Here is a 16,758-nt window from a genome sequence, read left to right as displayed (position 1 = left end):
CCAGCAGCAATGCAAAAGGCCCCCTGGCAAGAGCAAGGGGGCCTTCGCTGTGTCCGCTCACGGAGGGGTAGGGTCAGACCCTGAACCACCCCACCATCCCCTTCAGATCGCCGGCCAGGCTCGAAAGCCCGTCGGACGATTCCCGGATGCCGCTGCAGGCCGTCCGCAGTTCGCGGGTGAGCCCGGCGATCTCGTCCACGTTGCCGGCGACCTCGCTGCTCGTTGCCGACTGTTCCTCGGTTGCGACCGCGATGCGCCGCACCATCTCGTTTACCTGGTCTACGTAGCTCGCGATACGGTCTATGGCCTGCTCCGTCTCCTGGACGCTGCCCAGGATGGCGCCGACCGCGGCCCGTTCCTCACCCATCTTGGCAACTGAGCGGTTCACGCTTTCCTGCATCACCCGCACCGTCTGGTTGATATCGGCGGTGGCGACGGCGGTGCGCTCTGCCAGTTCCCTCACGCTGTCGGCCACCACTGCAAACCCTCTCCCCTGCTCGCCGGCACGGGCGGCCTCGATGGCGGCATTCAGCGCGAGCAGGTTGGTCTGGTCGGCGATGTCCCTGATGAGTATCCCGATCTCGCTGATCTGGGCGGACTGGCCGCTTAGCTGCTCCACCATGCCGGCTGTCTCGGAGAAGGTATGCGCGAAGCGCTGCAACTCTTGCGCGGTGAGCTGCATGGCGCGCTTTCCCTCCCGGGCGATCTCCTTCATGGTGTCGGCGGCGCCGGCAGTCTGCGCGGTGCTCTGGGCCATGTTCGCGGTGGTGGCGTTCATCTGCGCCATGGCCGTGGCGGAATCGTGGACCCGGTGCTCCTGGCGGGTCGCGCCCTGCTCGAGGATCTCCGCCGTAGCGGCCATCTGATCGGAACTGGCGGCGAGCGTGCTTGTTGCCGCCCCGATCCTTACCATCACCTCCCTGAGGCTCGAGAGCATGCGCGCCATGGCCCCCTGCACCCGGCCCACCTCGTCGCTGCCGGTCGCCGAGAGGGTTACGGCAAGGTTCCCCTCGGCGGCCTGCTCGGCCGTCGCGACCAGTTGTGCAATCGGACGCGAGATGCTGCGGAAGATCCACATGCCGACCAGGTTCCCGATCAGGGCGGTGGTGACGGCTATCACCAGGATCAGCGTCATGCTGAAGCGGATGGTGCGGTTCACCGTGCCGATGGCCTGCTCCTGTCCCTCCTGCGCCGCTGATACGGTCTTTTTCCCCTGTTCCGCCTGCCTGGCAACCACGTCGCGCAGCCTGGCCCCCCCTTGCTCCGCTTTTTCCTGGAGCTGCATCTTCTGGCGCAGTTTGGCGACGATGCCGTCGGAGGCGAATACGGTCTCCCGCACGCCTGCCAGGGAGGCGGAGACGCCGTTCAGGATGCGCATCTCGCGCTCCGCCCCGGCGGTCTGCAGCAGGGAGGCGACCGATTTCTCCACCGTGGCAAGCCGGGCGTACTGCTGGTTGAACTCCGCCGCGACGGCATCGAGTTCCTTCTGCGTGTTGGCGAAGAACAGTCGGCCCGAAAGCCCCTCGAGCGACTTGCCCAGGGAAACGAGCTCGGTGTTGCCGGACAGGACGTTTACCGCCGCGTTGGCGCGGGAGAGGTAGCCGGGAAGCTTTCCGGAGATCCTGCCGACCTGCAACTGGGACTTGTCGACCTCATCCTCGATCTCGTCCTCCACCTCGGAGAGCGCGTCCAGCGCCTCTTTGAGCTGCGCCTCGGTCCGGCGCGGGTCACCCTCCGCCATGATCTTCATGAACTGTTCGGTCTTGGAGCTGAAGAGGGCGAACTGGCCGCCGATCTTCCTGTTGTTGCGGATGTTGCCGTTTTGCTGGATTTTCTTCTGGGTGGCCAGGTACTGGTTCTGGATCTGCTTTTTCTCGGGCGCCCGCTGCATGTCGTAGAGGAGGTAGCGAAGCTCCTTCAGGGAGACCTTGAGCGTCTCTATGCTGGCGATGTTCTTGGAGGTCTTGTCCGCCTCGTCGTTGGCTTTGGCGTAGGCCGATGAGCTTGACTGCTGCAGGCTCCTGACTTTCCCCTCCAGGTCCTGGAGCCGGGCACTCGCCTCCCGGCTTTTCTCCACGATCATGGCGTGTGCCCGGGCGGATTCCTGCTCCGAGGCGAGCCGGGCGGTCATGGTGGCGAAGAGCTCTTCGGCGATGCTGTTGAATTCCGCGGACGCCTCCAGTTTCTCGCCGGAAACCGCCTCGAGTTTTGCCTGGGTGCCTGACACTTCCGCGAGCGACTTCAGCGCCTCCCCCTTGGCGGCGGCGAACTCGGCCTGGCTGCGGGCCGCTCCCACCTTGACCAGGTCGGCAGTCGCTCCCTGTAACGCCCTTTGGAACTCCATGGTGCGGACCTGGTAGGGGGTGCTTTTCTCGGTGAGGTACGAGAGTTTGCCCTTGATCGAGTTCATGCTGAGGAAACTGGCGACGGAAACGGCAGCCACGGCGATGAGCACGATGGTGGCATTCAGGATCAGCTTGGCTTTGATGGTCACGGTAAGGCTCCTGTGCGGCGGGGGATGCAACGGTCGACGCGCGGCAAGATTCCCGCACGACCTGTGAGGCTATTCGACGCAATATCGCTTTTCTAAAGGAGAAAGCGTCGCGAACCTCATGAGGAAAAGTGGAGATGGCACCTTCGCATTATCCCATCAGGGTGAGAGAAACCGCTTCCCGGCTCGATCGAGCCGGGAGAGAGGGGAGATGAGGAAAGTCCGGGAGGAGAGGCGGGTAGCGGGGCTAGCCGGTTGTGCCCAGTCCGGCGGCGATGGCGTTCACGGTCTCCAGGAGCCGGAACAGCAGTTGGGAAGACATCTCCTTGTTCTGGTGGGCGCCTAGGTGGCGCCATTGGCGCAGCAGGGCGATCTGTCGCTCGTGCAGCACCTTGAGGGCGTCCTCGCGCCGGGCAAGCGAGCTGTGCACGGCGGCGCGCCGCTCGGCCAGCGACCCGCCGTAGATCTCCTCGAGCATCCTGACGGTGCGTTGGTACTCGCCGCCGATGGCGGAAAAGATCTGCTCCCGTATCGCCTGGTCGTGGACCAGTGCGGCGTAGCGCCGCATGATCTCGAGATTGGCGCTGGCGACGCTGGTGGCGGCGTTGCTGATGATGTAGTGCAAGACGGTCCAGCTCTGGCAGTTGCGGACCAGCTCGCCGAACAGGGACGGCTCCTGGTTCATGAGCTCCTCGAGCGCGCAGCCGATGCCGTACCAGCCGGAGAGGAAGTAGCGGGCCTGGCTCCAGCTGAAGACCCACGGGATGGCCCGGAGGTCGGCGAGGCTCGCCTGGGCGGTGCGGCGCGCCGGGCGGGAGCCTATGCTGCTCGATTCGATGACGTCGATGGGGGTGGCCTGGCGGAAGAAGGTGACGAACCCGTCGCTCTCCAGCAACTGCCGGTACGCCGACCGGCTCCGCTCGGCAAGGCGGTCCATGACCGGCTCCAGCGGGTGCCCCGGTCCGGGGGCGCCGCGCCGCGGGATGCTGACGCCGGCCGTTCCGGCCAGCAGAAGTTCCAGGTGGTAGGCGGCGTTCAGCGGGTTGGAGTACTTCTGGGAGATGACCTCGCCCTGCTCGGTCAGGCGCAGGTCCCCCGCGGCCGACCCCTCCGGCAGCCCGCGCAGGAAGCGGCTCGTGGGGCCGGCCCCGCGGCTGATGGTGCCCCCCCTGCCGTGGAAGAAGCGCAGCCGCACCCCCTGGCGCCGCCCCGCTGCCAGCATGGCCTCCTGGGCGCGGTACAGCCCCCACAGGCTCGCCATGATCCCGCCATCCTTGTTGCTGTCGCTGTACCCGACCATGACCTGCTGCACCGGCTCCCCGCCGCAGAGAAGGGCCAGGGTGCGGCGGGTCATGGGATGCTCCAGAAACTGTTCCAGGATGACGGCGCTGCCGGCGAGGTCGTTGATGGTCTCGAAGAGGGGGACCACGGGGAGGAGGCAGGCCAGTCCCTGTCCCGTGCGCACCGCGAGGCCCGCCTCGCGCGCCAGGAGGTAGACCACCAGGAGGTCGGTGAGGGAGCGGGTCATGCTGACGATGAGGGCCCCCAGCGACTCGGAGCCGTAGTTTCGGATCTGGGCCGCCAGCACGCGATAGCAGCTGATCACGCTCTCTGCTTCATTGCCGGGGCTTGCGTCCGGGAGGAGGAAGGGACGGGGCGAGGCGAGCTCCCGGTCCAGAAAGGCGAGACGCTCCGGCTCCTGCCACTGCGAAAAGCCTCGTTCAGTCATCCCGGCCGCAGCCATGAGCTGTTCCACCGCCTTGTCGTGGAAGGCGCTGTTCTGCCTGATGTCCAGCGAGGCCAGGTGGAAGCCGAACACCTCCACGCTGCGCAGCACCGGCACCACGTCGGCAAGGGCGAGCCGGGTGGCCCCCGTCGCCACCAGGGTGTCCCTGAGCAGGCGCAGGTCCTCCTCGAGTTCGCCGGAGCGGCAGTAGCGGGCGCCGGAGTCGCCGCAAAGGGTCTCCTCTTTCCCGGTGACGTCGACCGGGAGCCTGGCCTTCATAAGGTTCACCAGCTGGCGCCAGGGCTCCTCCGGGTTGCGCTTGAGCGCCTCGACGCCCAGTGCCCCGGTCGTCGCGGCAAGCATCTCCAGGCGCCCGGAGAGCTCGGGGGGAGGGGGAAGCAGCAGCCGGGAGATGCTGAGCCTGCTCCCGAGGGTGGTGAGCTGCCCGTGGATCAGCAGTAACGCGTTCAGCCTCAGTTCCCTCAGGGTGGCGGCGGTGACCTCGGCGGTCACCAGGGGGTGCCCGTCCCGGTCCCCCCCCACCCAGGTGCTGAAGGAGACTCGGGGGAGGCGGTCGGTGAGCGGAGAGAGGGGCCTGGTCAGCCCCGTCTCGCGCCAGGCGCGGCAGATCCTCTTGTCCAGGATCGAGATCGCCTGGGGAAAGATCTCGCGCAGGTGGTAGATGATGGTCGCCAGTTCGTTCAAGACCTTCGGCTTTTCCAGGTGGATCTCGCCGGTATGCCAGAGCCGCTCCAGCATGGCCACGATCTCTTTGCGGATCTCGTCCCGCTCCAGGGGGGTCCAGACCGTGTTCTCCCGCTTGACCAGCAAGAGGTAGAGTTCGCGCAGGTGTCTCAGTACCGAGGCCCGCTTGGCCTCGGTGGGGTGGGCGGTCAGTACCGGCTCCACCCTGATCTGTCCCAAAAGGTACGCAACCTGTTCCTGCGGCACCCCGCTGCGGTTGAGCTTTTCCAGCACCCGTCCCCAAAGGCCCGGTTCGGCCACCAGACCCTGGCCGGCCTCCACCGTCCGCCGTGTCTGCACCGCGAAGTTCTCCTCCGCCATGCTGAGCAGCTGAAACGCTATGGACCAGGCCCTGACGAACTTGCAGTCCTCGGAAGGAGCAACCGAGCCGGTCTTCGGCAGGCAGGCCGCGAGCTGCGACTCGCCCAGCCCGTTGAACATCTCGGCCAGGCACTCCATCAGGTAGTCCAGGTCATCCTGCAGTCTTTCCGGTATGGCTGCGCCGGTTTCAGACATAACGGCCCCTCCTTGACGCGCCCCTTGCGAAGGGGCGCGCAGCACGGCTGGTATCGGGCGGAGAACCAGAGATGAATGATACCGTAGAATCCCGCCCTGTGAATGCGGGGGGCGGGGAGGGCAGCTTGTTCATGTGAAGAGCCTTGTGGTAAGGTCTTATTAAGGGAGGCAAAGGCGGCTTATAATGAAAACGATACTGCTTGTGCTCCTGATCATCATAGCGGTCGTCCTGACCATTTGGCTCCTGGTGATTCCCGCCGAAGTGCTGATAGGTTCCTTCAAGGCACTGCGCCGCGGCGAGTGGCGCGGCTGGAGACGAGACAAACCCCGGTAGAGGGGCAGCTTGAGGCGATGCGGGTCTGCGGGTATGGGTGCGGGAAAAAGGCCCTTGGCTGTGCCAAGGGCCTTCGTTTTGGGGAGGGTGGCGTCGAGCGCTACGGGACGCTGTTGAAATCGTCGCGGTGGAAATCCTCGGTCGTTCCGTAGGAGTAGGAGAAATTCACCCGCTTCACGCTTTCCGGCCGGGGGAGGGGGATATCCATGGTGAAAGCTTCACTCCCCGTGAAGCGACCCTCGAAGTTCTTGGTTCCCTTGCCGAGTTCCTTGCCGCTGTCATCGAGCAGCTTGGCGGTCAACTGCAAAGAGGTGTAGGGGAGATCCGGTCGCACGTTCTTGAGGGTACCGTCGATGCGCATCCCCTTGTCGGTGTTTTCCGCTTTCCAGGAGATGTCGAGTTCGTGATTGCTGAAGTGATGGGAACTGTAAGCGGGGTTGGAGTCGAGCTTTGCGCGTGGTACCGCACAGGCGCAGATGAGGGAAAGGATCGCCATTGCCAGCATGAGCTTCTTCACCATAAGTCACCTCCGCAATTTGATGGAAACCTAGTGAGTGTAGCGCCGTTATCCACCCATGCAATGTGACTTTTTCCGTTGCTGGTTTCGAAATTGCCGACCGGTTGTTGCGTCAACTCGGCGGCGACGCGACTGGCGCGCCGGGCGCAAAAACAGCGGGGCGTCCGGGACGCCCCGCTGCAGTGACAGCTTTGCCGTCTGTCGTGGTGCTACTTCTTGTGGCCGGACTCGCGGATCATCGCGGCGGCGTCCGCCTTGATATCCACCAGGTCCTTCTGCAGTTCGGCCAGGCCGTACCAGGTGACGTAGTCGGGGTTCATGTGGAACGCCCCCTGGAAGGCACGCATGCGGTGCTCCAGGAACATCACGTACAGGGTCTGCTCGATCGGGGTCCTGGTGTCGTAGAAGGTGAGCAGGTCCGGATACGCCGGCTGCCCTTTCTGCGGCTTGATGATCCCCTTCTCGTACAGGTCGGCCACGATGGTGATCGCCTCGGCCATCAGCTTGTCCGCCTCTTTGATCATCTGGTCGGCGTTGCCGAGCTGGGTCTTCGCGTAGGTCGCGCTGTGGCACTTGCTGCAGATCCCGATCATCTTGTCGCGGGACGCCTGCCACTCTTCCTTGCTGAGGCGCGCCACCTTGCCCGCCTTGACCAGTTCCAGGCGGCCGGTCGGCTTTCCTGCCGGGTCGAGTACCCCGAGACCTTTCAGTATGGTGACGCGGTATCCCATCCACTCGGCGTCCTCTTCGGGGAGGCGCAGCGCCAGGAAGCCCCAGGAGGTCATCACGTTGTGGTCGCCGTCGCTCATGTGGCAGGTCTGGCAGGTGGGTGCGCGGCCGGTGTCACCTTCCATCTGGTAGATGGAGCCGTGCTTGGAGTTGGACCACATCTCCCACTGCGGGTGATCGAAGCCCATGTGGCAGGTGCGGCAGGCTTCCGGCTTCTTCGCCTCGGCCTTGCTGAACTTGTGGCGGGTGTGGCAGGAGTTGCAGGGGGAGCCGTACTGCCCGTCGGCGCGGGACTTCTCGTCGCGGATACCGACCTTGTGGCAGCCGCCGCAGCCCTTCATCCCCTGGATGTAGGCGTGGGGCTGGATCTTGTTGGTCGGCATGGCGTCCATCGCCACCCAGGCGGCGGCGTGCTTGCCGGAGGCGTACTGGTCGTGCTGCTTGGTGTGGCACTCCTTGCAGGTCTTCTCGGTCGGCATGGTCACCTTGGCGACGTCTTTGGCGCTCTGGTGGGCGGTGCCGTGGCAGCTGGAGCAGTCGACGCTGCCGCTTTTGCCCATCTCGCCGGACAGGAAGTCCTTGACGATGTTCGGCGTCACCTTCTCGTGACAGGTGATACAGTTGCTCTTCCCTGCGAAGGCGGCCCCGGCCAGCATCAGCACCAGCGCCAGCGCCCCTCCCAGCTTCCTCAAACCATGAATCATGTAATTTCCTCCCCATTAATAAGTAAAAAAGCAGGGCACATGTAAACCACATGCCGGGAAGGAATTCCTTGATCTAGATCAAAAAACCGGAAACGACCGGGGTTCCGGCCAGGGGCTCCCAGACGACAAGCTACTGCTCCACGGCCAGTGCCACCATGAACCAATCGTCCTCCGAATCGAAGAGCAGGGTCATTACCTCCGGTTTCTTCGACACGTGAATCGCGTATTGTTTCCCGGAGACGATGGACGGGGTGGAGAGCCGGATGGCCAGGGACTCGGGGGAGAGGTGGCGCTTGAAGTCGCCGGCCAGGACGTTGGCGAGCTCTCCCAGGGCGTCCTCGACCTCTTCCTCGCTCGGCTCCTCGGTGTCGAGGAGCTGTCCCGCCAGGCGCTGGGCCAACTGGGTCGACACGTGCAGCCCGACCAGCCCGTTGTATTCGCCGGCCAACCCAACGAGAGCGCTTATGCAATCCGTGAAGTTGGATGCCGGGTTGACTGCCAGCGGCAGATGCAGCAGGTGGTCCATCCCCATCATGGTTGAGAAGATCTTTCTCACCTCCTGGATCAGCGTCTTTTCCAGGACCGGTCCGCTGGTGCCGATGGTTGCCAGTAAGTTGTCCGAGAACATGTTGGTTCCTCCTCAAGCTCCGATGTGGGCCGCTGTCCCCAGAAGGTGCAGCCGGCCGGCCTGCCATAGCGGAGTAGCAGGGGGTGTACCATCATGCTCTATCGCGAATTTTCAAGGAGTTGCAAAGAAGAGGTGCGGCGCCGGTGTCCGCAAAAAGGACAGAGTGGGTGCCGATGGGACAAAGCGTTGTGCCGGCGAGAGGGGTCGCTATACTGTCAGGCGTCGAATTCCAATCTTGACCGGTGTTGAGAGGGGGAGGGAGGTTCAGCTATGAAGAAGAAGGCGCGTCCCGGTTCCGTTCCGAGTATCACCTTCCAGAAAGAGACCCACTGCGGCAGGATCTACGTCACCGTCACCACGGATCCCAGGGGAAAGCCCTTCGAGATCTTCGTCCGGTTCGGCAAGGCAGGCCACTGTGGGGCTGCCGTCTTCGACGGCCTGACCAGGATACTCTCCTATGGCCTGAGGTCGGGCCTGGACCCCCGGGAGGCGGTGAAGGCCCTGGGGGGGATTGGCTGCTACTACGGGAAGGACACCTGCATGAATGCGGTCTCCGAGGCCCTGCGCGAGGTCGTGGAGTCCCCCGATGCCGCAGCCGCCGGTCACCGGGGCTTGCGGGGACCCGGTGCGAAATAGCGGCCCACCTTGGCATCCATCTCGTCTATCCAACCCGCCTTGGAATCGGGGAAGGCGTCGGCATACGGGACGTACGGTTTGATGTCCAGAATGGGCGTACCGTCCAGCAGGTCCACCCCGCGCAGGTGCAGCGTTTTCCCTTCCACCCTCACCAGTTCCACGGCCGACAGCCCGATGGAGTTGGGGCGGTGCGGCGATCTTGTTGCCAGGACGCCGCGTTTGGGCCCCCCGCGGGGTGGCTTCACGTTGCTTTTCCACCCTTCGCTGCGGTGGAAGGCGAAAATCAGCCAAAGTCTCTGGAAGCCCCCCAGGTCCTGGATCGCCTTTTCCTCCAGCCAGTCCCGGAGTTCCAGGGTGGCAGTGGCGAAGTCGCCGGTTTCGGTGCCGGCTATCACGGTGCCCTGGTGCGGCGCCTCGATGCGGCGGGAATAGGGGGATCGCAAGAGGCCGATGGGGCGGTAGGTAAAGCTTTGCTCTTGAATCATGCAGCCTGACACTTCCTTTGGTTCTAGTGGAGCCGGAGCGAAAACGAAAGCCCTCGGCGTTGGCCTGAGGGCTTTTTCTGTTGCAACGGAATGGAGGTGTTGGGAGGTCCGGCCCGGCAACCTCGGCCCACGGTTGCCTGCGACGGTACCCTAATGAAAATCGTTCCTCTTGTCAAGGACGGTGCCCACCCCGGTCCGGCCTGCCGGAAAGGAAGACGTCAAGGTGTAACCGGGGAGGGTGCGGCTACGGAGTTGATAATCTGTTTCTGTGCGGTATTCAGCCTCTGCACAGTTGGCCCGGAACCGTTGTTCAGGTTCTGATGCGTGCGGGGGGGGCAGAACACCACCGCCGGCGAAGTAATGAAAGAAAAAGAAGAGCCCTCGGCTGTTGCCGAGGGCTCTTCCTGCGTGGCGAACGTGGTGCCGGAAGCCGGTTGCAGCGTTACGGCAGAACCGTGAAGTTGGAACTGGAGGTGCCGGTCCCCCCTGCGGTGGTCACGGAGATCCTGCCGCTCTTGGCTCCGGTCGGCACCGTCAGCAGCACCTTCCCGGCGGAAACCACGGCGAACGGCGCACCGACCCCGCCGATCCTCGCGGACGTCATGCCGCCCAGGTTGGTGCCGGTCACGGTGATGGTGCTGCCAACCTTGCCGGAACTGGGGGAGAAGCTCTTGATCCTGGGAGCGACGCTCTTGCCGGAGACGGAGAAGCTCGAGCTGCTGGTCGCGGTGCCGCCGGTTGCGGTGACGGTGAGCTTGCCGCTGGTGGCCCCGGCGGGGACGCCGGTGACCAGGGTCGTGCCCGAAGTGACGGTGAAGGGGGCGCTCACGCCGTTGAATTTGACGGCGGTCACGCCGGTGAAGTTGGAGCCGGTGACGGTGACGGCAGTCCCGACGCCGCCGTAGCCCGGAGTGAACCCGGTGATGGTCGGGGAGACCAAAACGGTGAAGGAGGTCGAGCTCGTGGCCGTACCGTTGGCCGTGGTGACGCTGACCGGGCCGGTGGTGGCGCCTTGCGGGACGGTGGCGCTGAGCTGGGTCGCGGAGACCTGGGTGAAGCTGGCGCTCGTGCCGTTGAACTTCACCGAGTTGACCCCGACGAAGTTGGTGCCGTTCACGGTGACCGTGCTCCCGGCGCTCCCGGAGGCGGGGGTGAAGCCGGTGATGGCAGGTGCCGGGTAGGTCACGGTGAGGACGGCGGCGCTGCTGGTGGCGGAGCCCGCATAGTTGCTCACCACGGCATAGTAGGAACCGGCGTCGACGGAGCCGGCGGCGGGAATGGAGAGAACCGGTGTCGTTGCTCCGGCGACGGCGCTGCCGTTCTTGAACCACTGGTAACTCAGGGGAGCGCTGCCGGATGCCGCGACGGTGAAGCTGGCTGCACTGCCTGCCGCCACCGTGACGCTGGCGGGATTCTGGGTTATGACGGGGGCGCCGGGGGCGATGGTTACCGTGCCGGTGCCGAGGTTGGAGTTCTTGGCGCCGTCGTAGGCTGCGAAGGTGAACGTGTCGGTCCCGGTGAACCCTTCACCGGGGTAGTAGGTGGCGACGCCGTTGACAAGACCTACGGTGCCGTTGGCGGGTTGGCTCACGATGCGCAGGACGGCGTTCACCCCGGTAACCGGTATGGTCATGACTACCGAAGCTCCGGCCACTCCGGCGCCGGTCACGTTGCCGACGGTGGGGGCGGCTGCACTGTTGAACCCGGAGTTGGACGGCCCCTGGTGGCAGGTGTAGCACCCAATGGTCGCCCCGCGGAAAAAGGACTGGGTGCCGAAGTCGCCCAGACTCATGGTGCGGTCTGCCTGCATCCTGGAGAGGACGGTGCCCCGGTAATCGGTGCCGTGGCAGGCCTTGCACGAGGCAACGCCCACGGAACTGATCAGGTCATGGTGACCGCTGACCCAGCTCTGGCCGACCGGGTGCATCCCGTGGGGGCCGCCGTTGGCGGTGGTGGGCGTGCTGGCATGGCACGCGGTGCATTCGACCGTCACCCCGCCGTGCCCCTGGAGCTGGACGTTCCTGATGTTGTCGTTTCGGTGCGAGGAGGGGAACTCGGCGTGGGTGGAGCCGTGACATGCCGAGCACTGCAGGCCGCCGTGGCCGACCGAGAAGCGGTACAGGGACAGCCCCGGTGCCGGGGTGTCGGGCGTGGTGGCGAAGGTCGGGTCGGCGGGGATACGCGGTCCGCCGGTGCTGTCGAACACGCTGGTATAGCGTATCTGCCCGCTGTTCTTCACCGCGGTGCCGGTGTGACAGTTCTGGCAGTTCGGCTCCATGAACCAGCCGACCCTGGAGCTGGAACCTACCTGGGACATGCTGCCGTGGCAGCTCTGGCACTGCATCGCCATGGAGCCGTCGGTGGCTATGGCGCTGCCCATGGCGCCGCGCAGGCAGCGCGTGGCCGAGCCGGGGTGGCAGCGGTAACAGGCGTTACGGTTTGTGGCATCGTCCAGGGTGACGTTCAGGACCGGGTCTTTCACGGCGGCGTGCTTGGTGTGCATGGAAGAGGTGAGCGGCGGCACCGAACCGTTGCTACTGGTGAAACTGGCAGTGCCGAGTGCCTCGGAGGCATGACAGGCCGCGCAGAGGATCGGTCTTCCAGCGGCTACGGTTGCGTAGAGCCCTCCGGCGTCCAGTCCCTTGGCGGCGAGTGCGTCCCGGTACAGTGCACCGTTTTGGCCGAACTGCTGCTCGTCGTGCAGGCGGATGATGTTCAGGCGGTAATCGCGATCCTTGGTCGGGGCGAAGACCCAGCCGGAAGCGGGTTGCGCCGCCGCCATGGTCCCGGAGCTGTGGCAGACGCTGCAGTCCATCTCGTCGGATACCGGCAGGACGATGTCGCTCTTCGCGATCACCGTGTTGCCCGCGTCCCGGGCCACAAGGCGCATGAGCGGGTACGAGTTCTTGTTCCCCTTGTCGTCGATCGGGGTGATCGGGATCCCTTCGGCGCGGAACCAGTTGACCGGCGTCGAGACGCCGGAAGCCGGGGCGTTGTAGGTCTCGAACCTCATCCGCTGCGGGACGTTGGCCAGGCCCGGCATGCTCCAGCCGGCCAGCCCGTTGTCGGCGCTCGCGGAAGCCGGCAGGCCGTAGAGGGCGTTGGCGAACTGCCCCCAGTTCCCCTTGCCGATGGACGTGGAGTTGATGGATCCGTCGGGATCGGCGACTGCCTCGTAGCTCACCGTGTAGCCCGAACCGCTCTGCATGAGCTTGCCCCCCACGAGGAGCTGCGCCTCGATGGTGTTGTAGGGGGGGAGTATGGAAAAGACGGAGTAGTCGCTGTCCATGCAGTGCATGCCCAGGTTGTTCCAGCCGAGAATGGCGGCGCTTGCCCCGAATGCTTGCGACAGCAGCCCGGAAAGGGTGAGGCAACAGAGTACGACGACGAGTACCAGGCGGGTTTGTTTCATAAAACCTCCTTCTTGCGAAAAGCTTCTGGTTGTCCTTCCCCGGGGGTAAAACCCTCCGGGAGTGCCTTGGGCGAGCGAGTTCGGCTCGCTTACCGTGAACAACTCCGGATGTGCGCACAAAAAAAGCCGGGTTGCTTCGATATCGTGAGATATTTCGGCAACCCGGCTGTCTCTGTGAGACCCTGTAGGCTTTCCGCCCCATCCTCGCGGATGGTTTAGTATTATCGTCTATCGTATTTTACGCTGTCGCGACGCCGGTCGTGCCGGATGACTCGTGCAGGCGTGGCCTTTCAGGCAGATGCAGACTGTGCCGGTTTTGTAAAACGCGGTATTCGCCTGTATGCTGCTGCTCGTTGTGCCATAACGCTGAGTTTTATGCACAGTGTCACGTAGTGCCTGTGACAGCAGCATGCACGATTCTGTCTGGAAAAAAGTGACGAAAAGGTAGCATGTTGCGATGGGGCGAGTAAATAATTTTTTTATGCATATGTTGATATTTGGAATTATAATTATTATAGAATTTTGTTATAAAACCGAAACGTTTGGCGGGAGTCGCTCCAGGCGGTCAGGTTTTTCTCGTGGCGGCAGGCAAGCATTTCGGGAGCTTACAGGGCTCGCAGACGGCACTCTCCCTCATGAGCTAAGAGAGCTGCACGGTATTCCCCTCACCTCGTAGTGCAGGTCGTCAAAACGACGTGACGTTGCCGGCGCGCTTTCAATCCGGGCGCCGACCCGCTGCCGGGGCCAGGCGCGGTTCGGCGGCATCGCCGGCTTATGCCGGTGCCTTGGCAGGGAGGTTGAAAAAGGCGGGGTCCTCAAACTGCCTGATGTTCGCAAGCTGAGTGTCACCGTCCTGATCCGGCGTGCAGATCACCCGCCACTCCAAAAGGGTGGCGAGTTCGTGGGTGATGTCCTTGACGACCAGGGTGGAGGAGCCCTTGTCGTAATCGAAGCAGTGCCACCTGGTCGGCGTATTCGTCCACAGTAGCCGCCCCAGGGGGATTGTCTGGCTGAACTTGTTGCTGTTGAGGTCGTAAAAGGTCCCCTTGCCGGTTGCGAGACTGATGAGGGCCGTATCGGTCTCGGTGCATAAAGCCATGACGCCTGGCGAGGAGACGAACGTTCCCGCGGAGGAGTTCGGATACTGCTTTATGATCCTCAGCTTCGAGTTGAGGACCTTGACGACATTGTCTGAGATGTACACGTTCAGCTTCTCGATGTGGAGGGCGAACAGCCGCATCGGGAAAGTGCGGGCCAGCGGGCTCGAGCCGTGGGGAAGGTCAAGGTTGCTGTTGAGGAGGAAGGTGCCGCTGTCGGTGCATATCAGGAGCGTGTCGGGGTGGTACGAAGCCCTGCTGATACCGCTCACCTCGCCTTTGAGGTGAAAGCTTCTCACCGTGCTGCTATGCACATCGAGGCTCTGTTTCACCACCCTTACCCCGTCACTCTCCTCGATGCACGCGTAGTAATCGTTGTCCTTGCTGCTGGACATGAACATCCCGATGAAGGAAGCACGCCCCTCGTAGGTGTAGTTCCGGTTGACCTCTATTTCGGCGCAGAAACATGCCTCCGCTTCCGACAGCTTTGCCCGCCACACGTTGTTGCAGGTAACGGTGTTGGCGAACAGGAAGATGTCCCTGTCGGGAAGGGAGTCGAGGTAGCCCAGGTTTTTGAAGTGAGGGGACCTGTACCTCGCTGCTCCTGGCCTGGCGAGGTCCACGACGATGATGGTTTCCTCGTCCTCCCTGAAGAGCACATGTCGGGGAGATTCGCCGATCTGGGTCAGTGGCGACCCCGGTTCGCTTGTCAAGTCTAAGGGGGCGTCCGGCGAGACGGTCACGGCAATGGGTTCCACGGAGATGGCGAAATACTCGGCAGTCTCACGGTCGATCGAGGCGACCCGGTCGCGATCGCTGATGGACTCCCGCAGGGAGGCGGCCTTGGCGGCATTGCCGATCAAGAGCAACGTCCGGTAATCATCGAGATTATCTTCCTCGCTGTTTTTAGGGATGTGATACGAAACCGCCAGGTCGATCATGGACCGGAAGCGGGCGACTTCATCGGGTGGCAGCTTCGTTATCGTCCTGCGCAGCCGGGCGGCGAGCACCCTTGCCTCCATCAACGACGAGGCTTCAAAATAGAGCTCCTTCATCAGTTTATCCGCCTCGTTCCTGGCAGCCTCCGACTCGCAAGTTACCAGGCGATCGTACTCCTCGCTGAAATACGGGTAGCTATCAAAGTAGCGCTTGATCTGTTCGAAGCGCTCAAGGCAACCATCCTGGTTCCCGTCCAAAAGCCGCGCCTTGACCGCCACAAGGTCAAGCCATATCTTCTTGGCTTCGGGCGCGGGGAGCTTGAACAGCCTGCGGTTACGGTAGAGCACGGAGAAACTTGGGGCAATGTCGAAGGCGACATCGAACCTCTCAGCGTCGTCCTGGCGAGTCAGCCAATGGAGGATGTCGAAGCATCGCGACCAGTCCTCCCGGGCCGCGAGGGTGGCGAGTTCCTGCAGGCGGTCATCTGCCGTCCTCCGCCTGACCAGAGCCTTCTCTGTAGCAATGAGGCCTTTGATGCGCTCCTCGTTGTTCGTGTCGAGTTCCAGCAGCTTTCCAAGCAAGTCGAGCCTTTGTTCAGGCGCCGCCATCGCCTCGTACTGCGACCACAGGGCTCCGATTTCCCCGGCGGTCTTGATCGCATCCACCTTCCTGAGCAGTTGGCGGGCCTCCTGGTAGCGTGGGGAATGTGCAAGAGCCTGCCGGGCCAGCGATTCCACCTGTTCCAATTCGCCCGCCGCGAACGCGCCCTCAGCCCGCCGCATCAGTTTCTCCGCCTCCGCCCGCATGCACGCCTCGATTTTCTTCCTGAGCTCCGTTTCCGCCGGCAGGATCCCCTCTTTCGCCTCCGAAAGCTGCAAAAGAGCCATCGCGGCGGAGAGGTTGCCGTCCCGGAAAGAGATGTCGGCGTAGGCCAAAAGGGCGCTCTTGCCCAGCTCGTCGGGGCGGAGCGTGTCCAGAAGCGCCCTGGCCTCCGGGATCATGTCCCTGCCGTAGCAGGACAGCGCGAGGAGTTCACGCACCCGTCTCTCGCCCTGGAACTCCGCAGGCTGGGAGAGGATGGTAGCCGCGGCGCTTTCGTAGGCACCCATTTCTTCGACAAGGATGCGCACCCCCTTGATCAGGTATGTCAACTCTTTCCGGTCCCTGATCCGGATCCCCGTGAGGCGCTCCTCCGCGCCGGGGAAGTCGTACTCGGCGAGCAGTTGCTGGGCGGTGTTGAGCGCCTCCCCGGCAGGAGCACCCGGTTCCGCCTGGCTCAGCCGTTTTTTCGCTGCTGGCTTCGCCGTGGCTGCAGGTACCGGAACGGGCGGGGGATCGTCAAGTGCGTCGAGCGCCTTGGCGGACAGCGATCTGATGTGGGTATGGCAGGCGTCGACGGTCGGAATCGACCTGTGTCTGATGAGGAGGATGTTGTCGCTGTAGGGATGCCGGTCGAGCCGGAAGCTCTCGCCGTAGTTCTCCAGGAGCAGGTTCTGCAACTCGCTCTTCAACCGGTAACCCCGTTCCCTATCCGAGTCGGAAAGTGGAAGAGACGTTGGGTTGACCCGCTTGATGAGAGAAATGATCTCCTCGGACCCGGGGATGCGGGAAGCTCGCAGCTTCACTTCTGCCTGCCGGGCATGTGTCTCCCAGTTCATGATCGCCCTCCCTTATGGCATCAAATTAAAACAGGCTAATTTTACCCTCGCCGTCGGCAGGCGCAACAAAGGTGTCAGGGGATTATCGCAGGCGGCGCTGGCGCGGAGCGACCCGAAGCCTTGGGAGAAGGAGAAAATAATT

The 16,758-nt window shown here is 63.6% G+C and carries 10 protein-coding genes and 1 riboswitch; of the genes, 2 read left to right on the top strand and 8 right to left on the bottom strand.

Translation table 11 applies throughout. The features are described from left to right. Window positions 1-73: 73 nt before the first annotated feature. On the bottom strand, window positions 74-2,494 hold the full coding sequence (locus KOM00_RS01025) for a methyl-accepting chemotaxis protein (RefSeq protein WP_216496974.1): 2,421 nt from the start codon (window positions 2,492-2,494) through the stop codon (window positions 74-76). A gap of 244 nt (window positions 2,495-2,738) precedes the next feature. Further along, a complete protein-coding gene (locus tag KOM00_RS01020; RefSeq protein ID WP_216496973.1) occupies window positions 2,739-5,477 on the bottom strand; it encodes a phosphoenolpyruvate carboxylase in 2,739 nt (912 codons plus the stop codon). Window positions 5,478-5,661: 184 nt separating this feature from the next. Here KOM00_RS01020 and KOM00_RS01015 point away from each other — a divergent pair, with 184 nt between their 5' ends. Beyond that, complete coding sequence (locus tag KOM00_RS01015) at window positions 5,662-5,811, top strand: hypothetical protein (RefSeq protein WP_216496972.1); 150 nt, start codon at window positions 5,662-5,664, stop codon at window positions 5,809-5,811. A gap of 100 nt (window positions 5,812-5,911) precedes the next feature. On the opposite strand, the gene KOM00_RS01010 is transcribed toward KOM00_RS01015, so the two are convergent. The 3 genes from KOM00_RS01010 to KOM00_RS01000 form a co-directional block, all read right to left on the bottom strand. After that, window positions 5,912-6,331 (bottom strand): hypothetical protein, encoded by a 420-nt coding sequence (locus KOM00_RS01010; RefSeq protein WP_216496971.1) that lies wholly within the window; start codon window positions 6,329-6,331, stop codon window positions 5,912-5,914. A 206-nt stretch (window positions 6,332-6,537) separates the two neighbouring features. Then, window positions 6,538-7,761, bottom strand: coding sequence for a multiheme c-type cytochrome (locus tag KOM00_RS01005; protein WP_216496970.1), 1,224 nt, complete (start codon window positions 7,759-7,761; stop codon window positions 6,538-6,540). Window positions 7,762-7,891: 130 nt separating this feature from the next. After that, entirely contained in the window at window positions 7,892-8,389 is a 498-nt protein-coding gene (locus KOM00_RS01000) for a chemotaxis protein CheX (protein WP_216496969.1), read from the bottom strand. 270 nt (window positions 8,390-8,659) lie between these two features. On the opposite strand from KOM00_RS01000, the gene KOM00_RS00995 reads away from it, so the two are divergent. Beyond that, the gene (locus KOM00_RS00995) at window positions 8,660-9,025 is read left to right on the top strand and encodes a TSCPD domain-containing protein (protein ID WP_216496968.1); all 366 of its coding nucleotides are present in this window, start codon (window positions 8,660-8,662) and stop codon (window positions 9,023-9,025) included. Here KOM00_RS00995 and tsaA read toward each other — a convergent pair. The 3 genes from tsaA to KOM00_RS00980 all read right to left on the bottom strand — a co-directional run bounded on the left by tsaA (window position 8,992) and on the right by KOM00_RS00980 (window position 16,616). Further along, complete coding sequence (tsaA, locus tag KOM00_RS00990; RefSeq protein WP_216496967.1) at window positions 8,992-9,510, bottom strand: tRNA (N6-threonylcarbamoyladenosine(37)-N6)-methyltransferase TrmO; 519 nt, start codon at window positions 9,508-9,510, stop codon at window positions 8,992-8,994. The genes KOM00_RS00995 and tsaA overlap by 34 nt on opposite strands. A gap of 442 nt (window positions 9,511-9,952) precedes the next feature. Then, the gene (locus KOM00_RS20805; protein ID WP_216496966.1) at window positions 9,953-12,922 is read right to left on the bottom strand and encodes an IPT/TIG domain-containing protein; all 2,970 of its coding nucleotides are present in this window, start codon (window positions 12,920-12,922) and stop codon (window positions 9,953-9,955) included. 153 nt (window positions 12,923-13,075) lie between these two features. Next, a riboswitch (cyclic di-GMP riboswitch) is annotated at window positions 13,076-13,152 on the bottom strand. Between the two features lie 542 nt (window positions 13,153-13,694). Beyond that, window positions 13,695-16,616, bottom strand: a complete 2,922-nt coding sequence (locus tag KOM00_RS00980; RefSeq protein WP_216496965.1) for a DUF4175 domain-containing protein — start codon at window positions 16,614-16,616, stop codon at window positions 13,695-13,697. Between the last annotated feature and the right edge of the window lie 142 nt (window positions 16,617-16,758).

The organism is Geomonas diazotrophica (genome assembly GCF_018919385.1).
GTDB classification, from domain to species: domain Bacteria; phylum Desulfobacterota; class Desulfuromonadia; order Geobacterales; family Geobacteraceae; genus Geomonas; species Geomonas diazotrophica.
This window is presented reverse-complemented; position numbering and strand designations above follow the sequence as displayed.

Coding starts and splice junctions, on each gene's coding strand:
- KOM00_RS01015 (WP_216496972.1), top strand. CDS start 5,662: ATGAAAACGATACTGCTTGTGCTCCTGATCATCATAGCGGTCGTCCTG.
- KOM00_RS20805 (WP_216496966.1), bottom strand. CDS start 12,922: ATGAAACAAACCCGCCTGGTACTCGTCGTCGTACTCTGTTGCCTCACC.
- KOM00_RS01020 (WP_216496973.1), bottom strand. CDS start 5,477: ATGTCTGAAACCGGCGCAGCCATACCGGAAAGACTGCAGGATGACCTG.
- KOM00_RS01000 (WP_216496969.1), bottom strand. CDS start 8,389: ATGTTCTCGGACAACTTACTGGCAACCATCGGCACCAGCGGACCGGTC.
- KOM00_RS01005 (WP_216496970.1), bottom strand. CDS start 7,761: ATGATTCATGGTTTGAGGAAGCTGGGAGGGGCGCTGGCGCTGGTGCTG.
- KOM00_RS00995 (WP_216496968.1), top strand. CDS start 8,660: ATGAAGAAGAAGGCGCGTCCCGGTTCCGTTCCGAGTATCACCTTCCAG.
- KOM00_RS00980 (WP_216496965.1), bottom strand. CDS start 16,616: ATGAACTGGGAGACACATGCCCGGCAGGCAGAAGTGAAGCTGCGAGCT.
- KOM00_RS01010 (WP_216496971.1), bottom strand. CDS start 6,331: ATGGTGAAGAAGCTCATGCTGGCAATGGCGATCCTTTCCCTCATCTGC.
- tsaA (WP_216496967.1), bottom strand. CDS start 9,510: ATGATTCAAGAGCAAAGCTTTACCTACCGCCCCATCGGCCTCTTGCGA.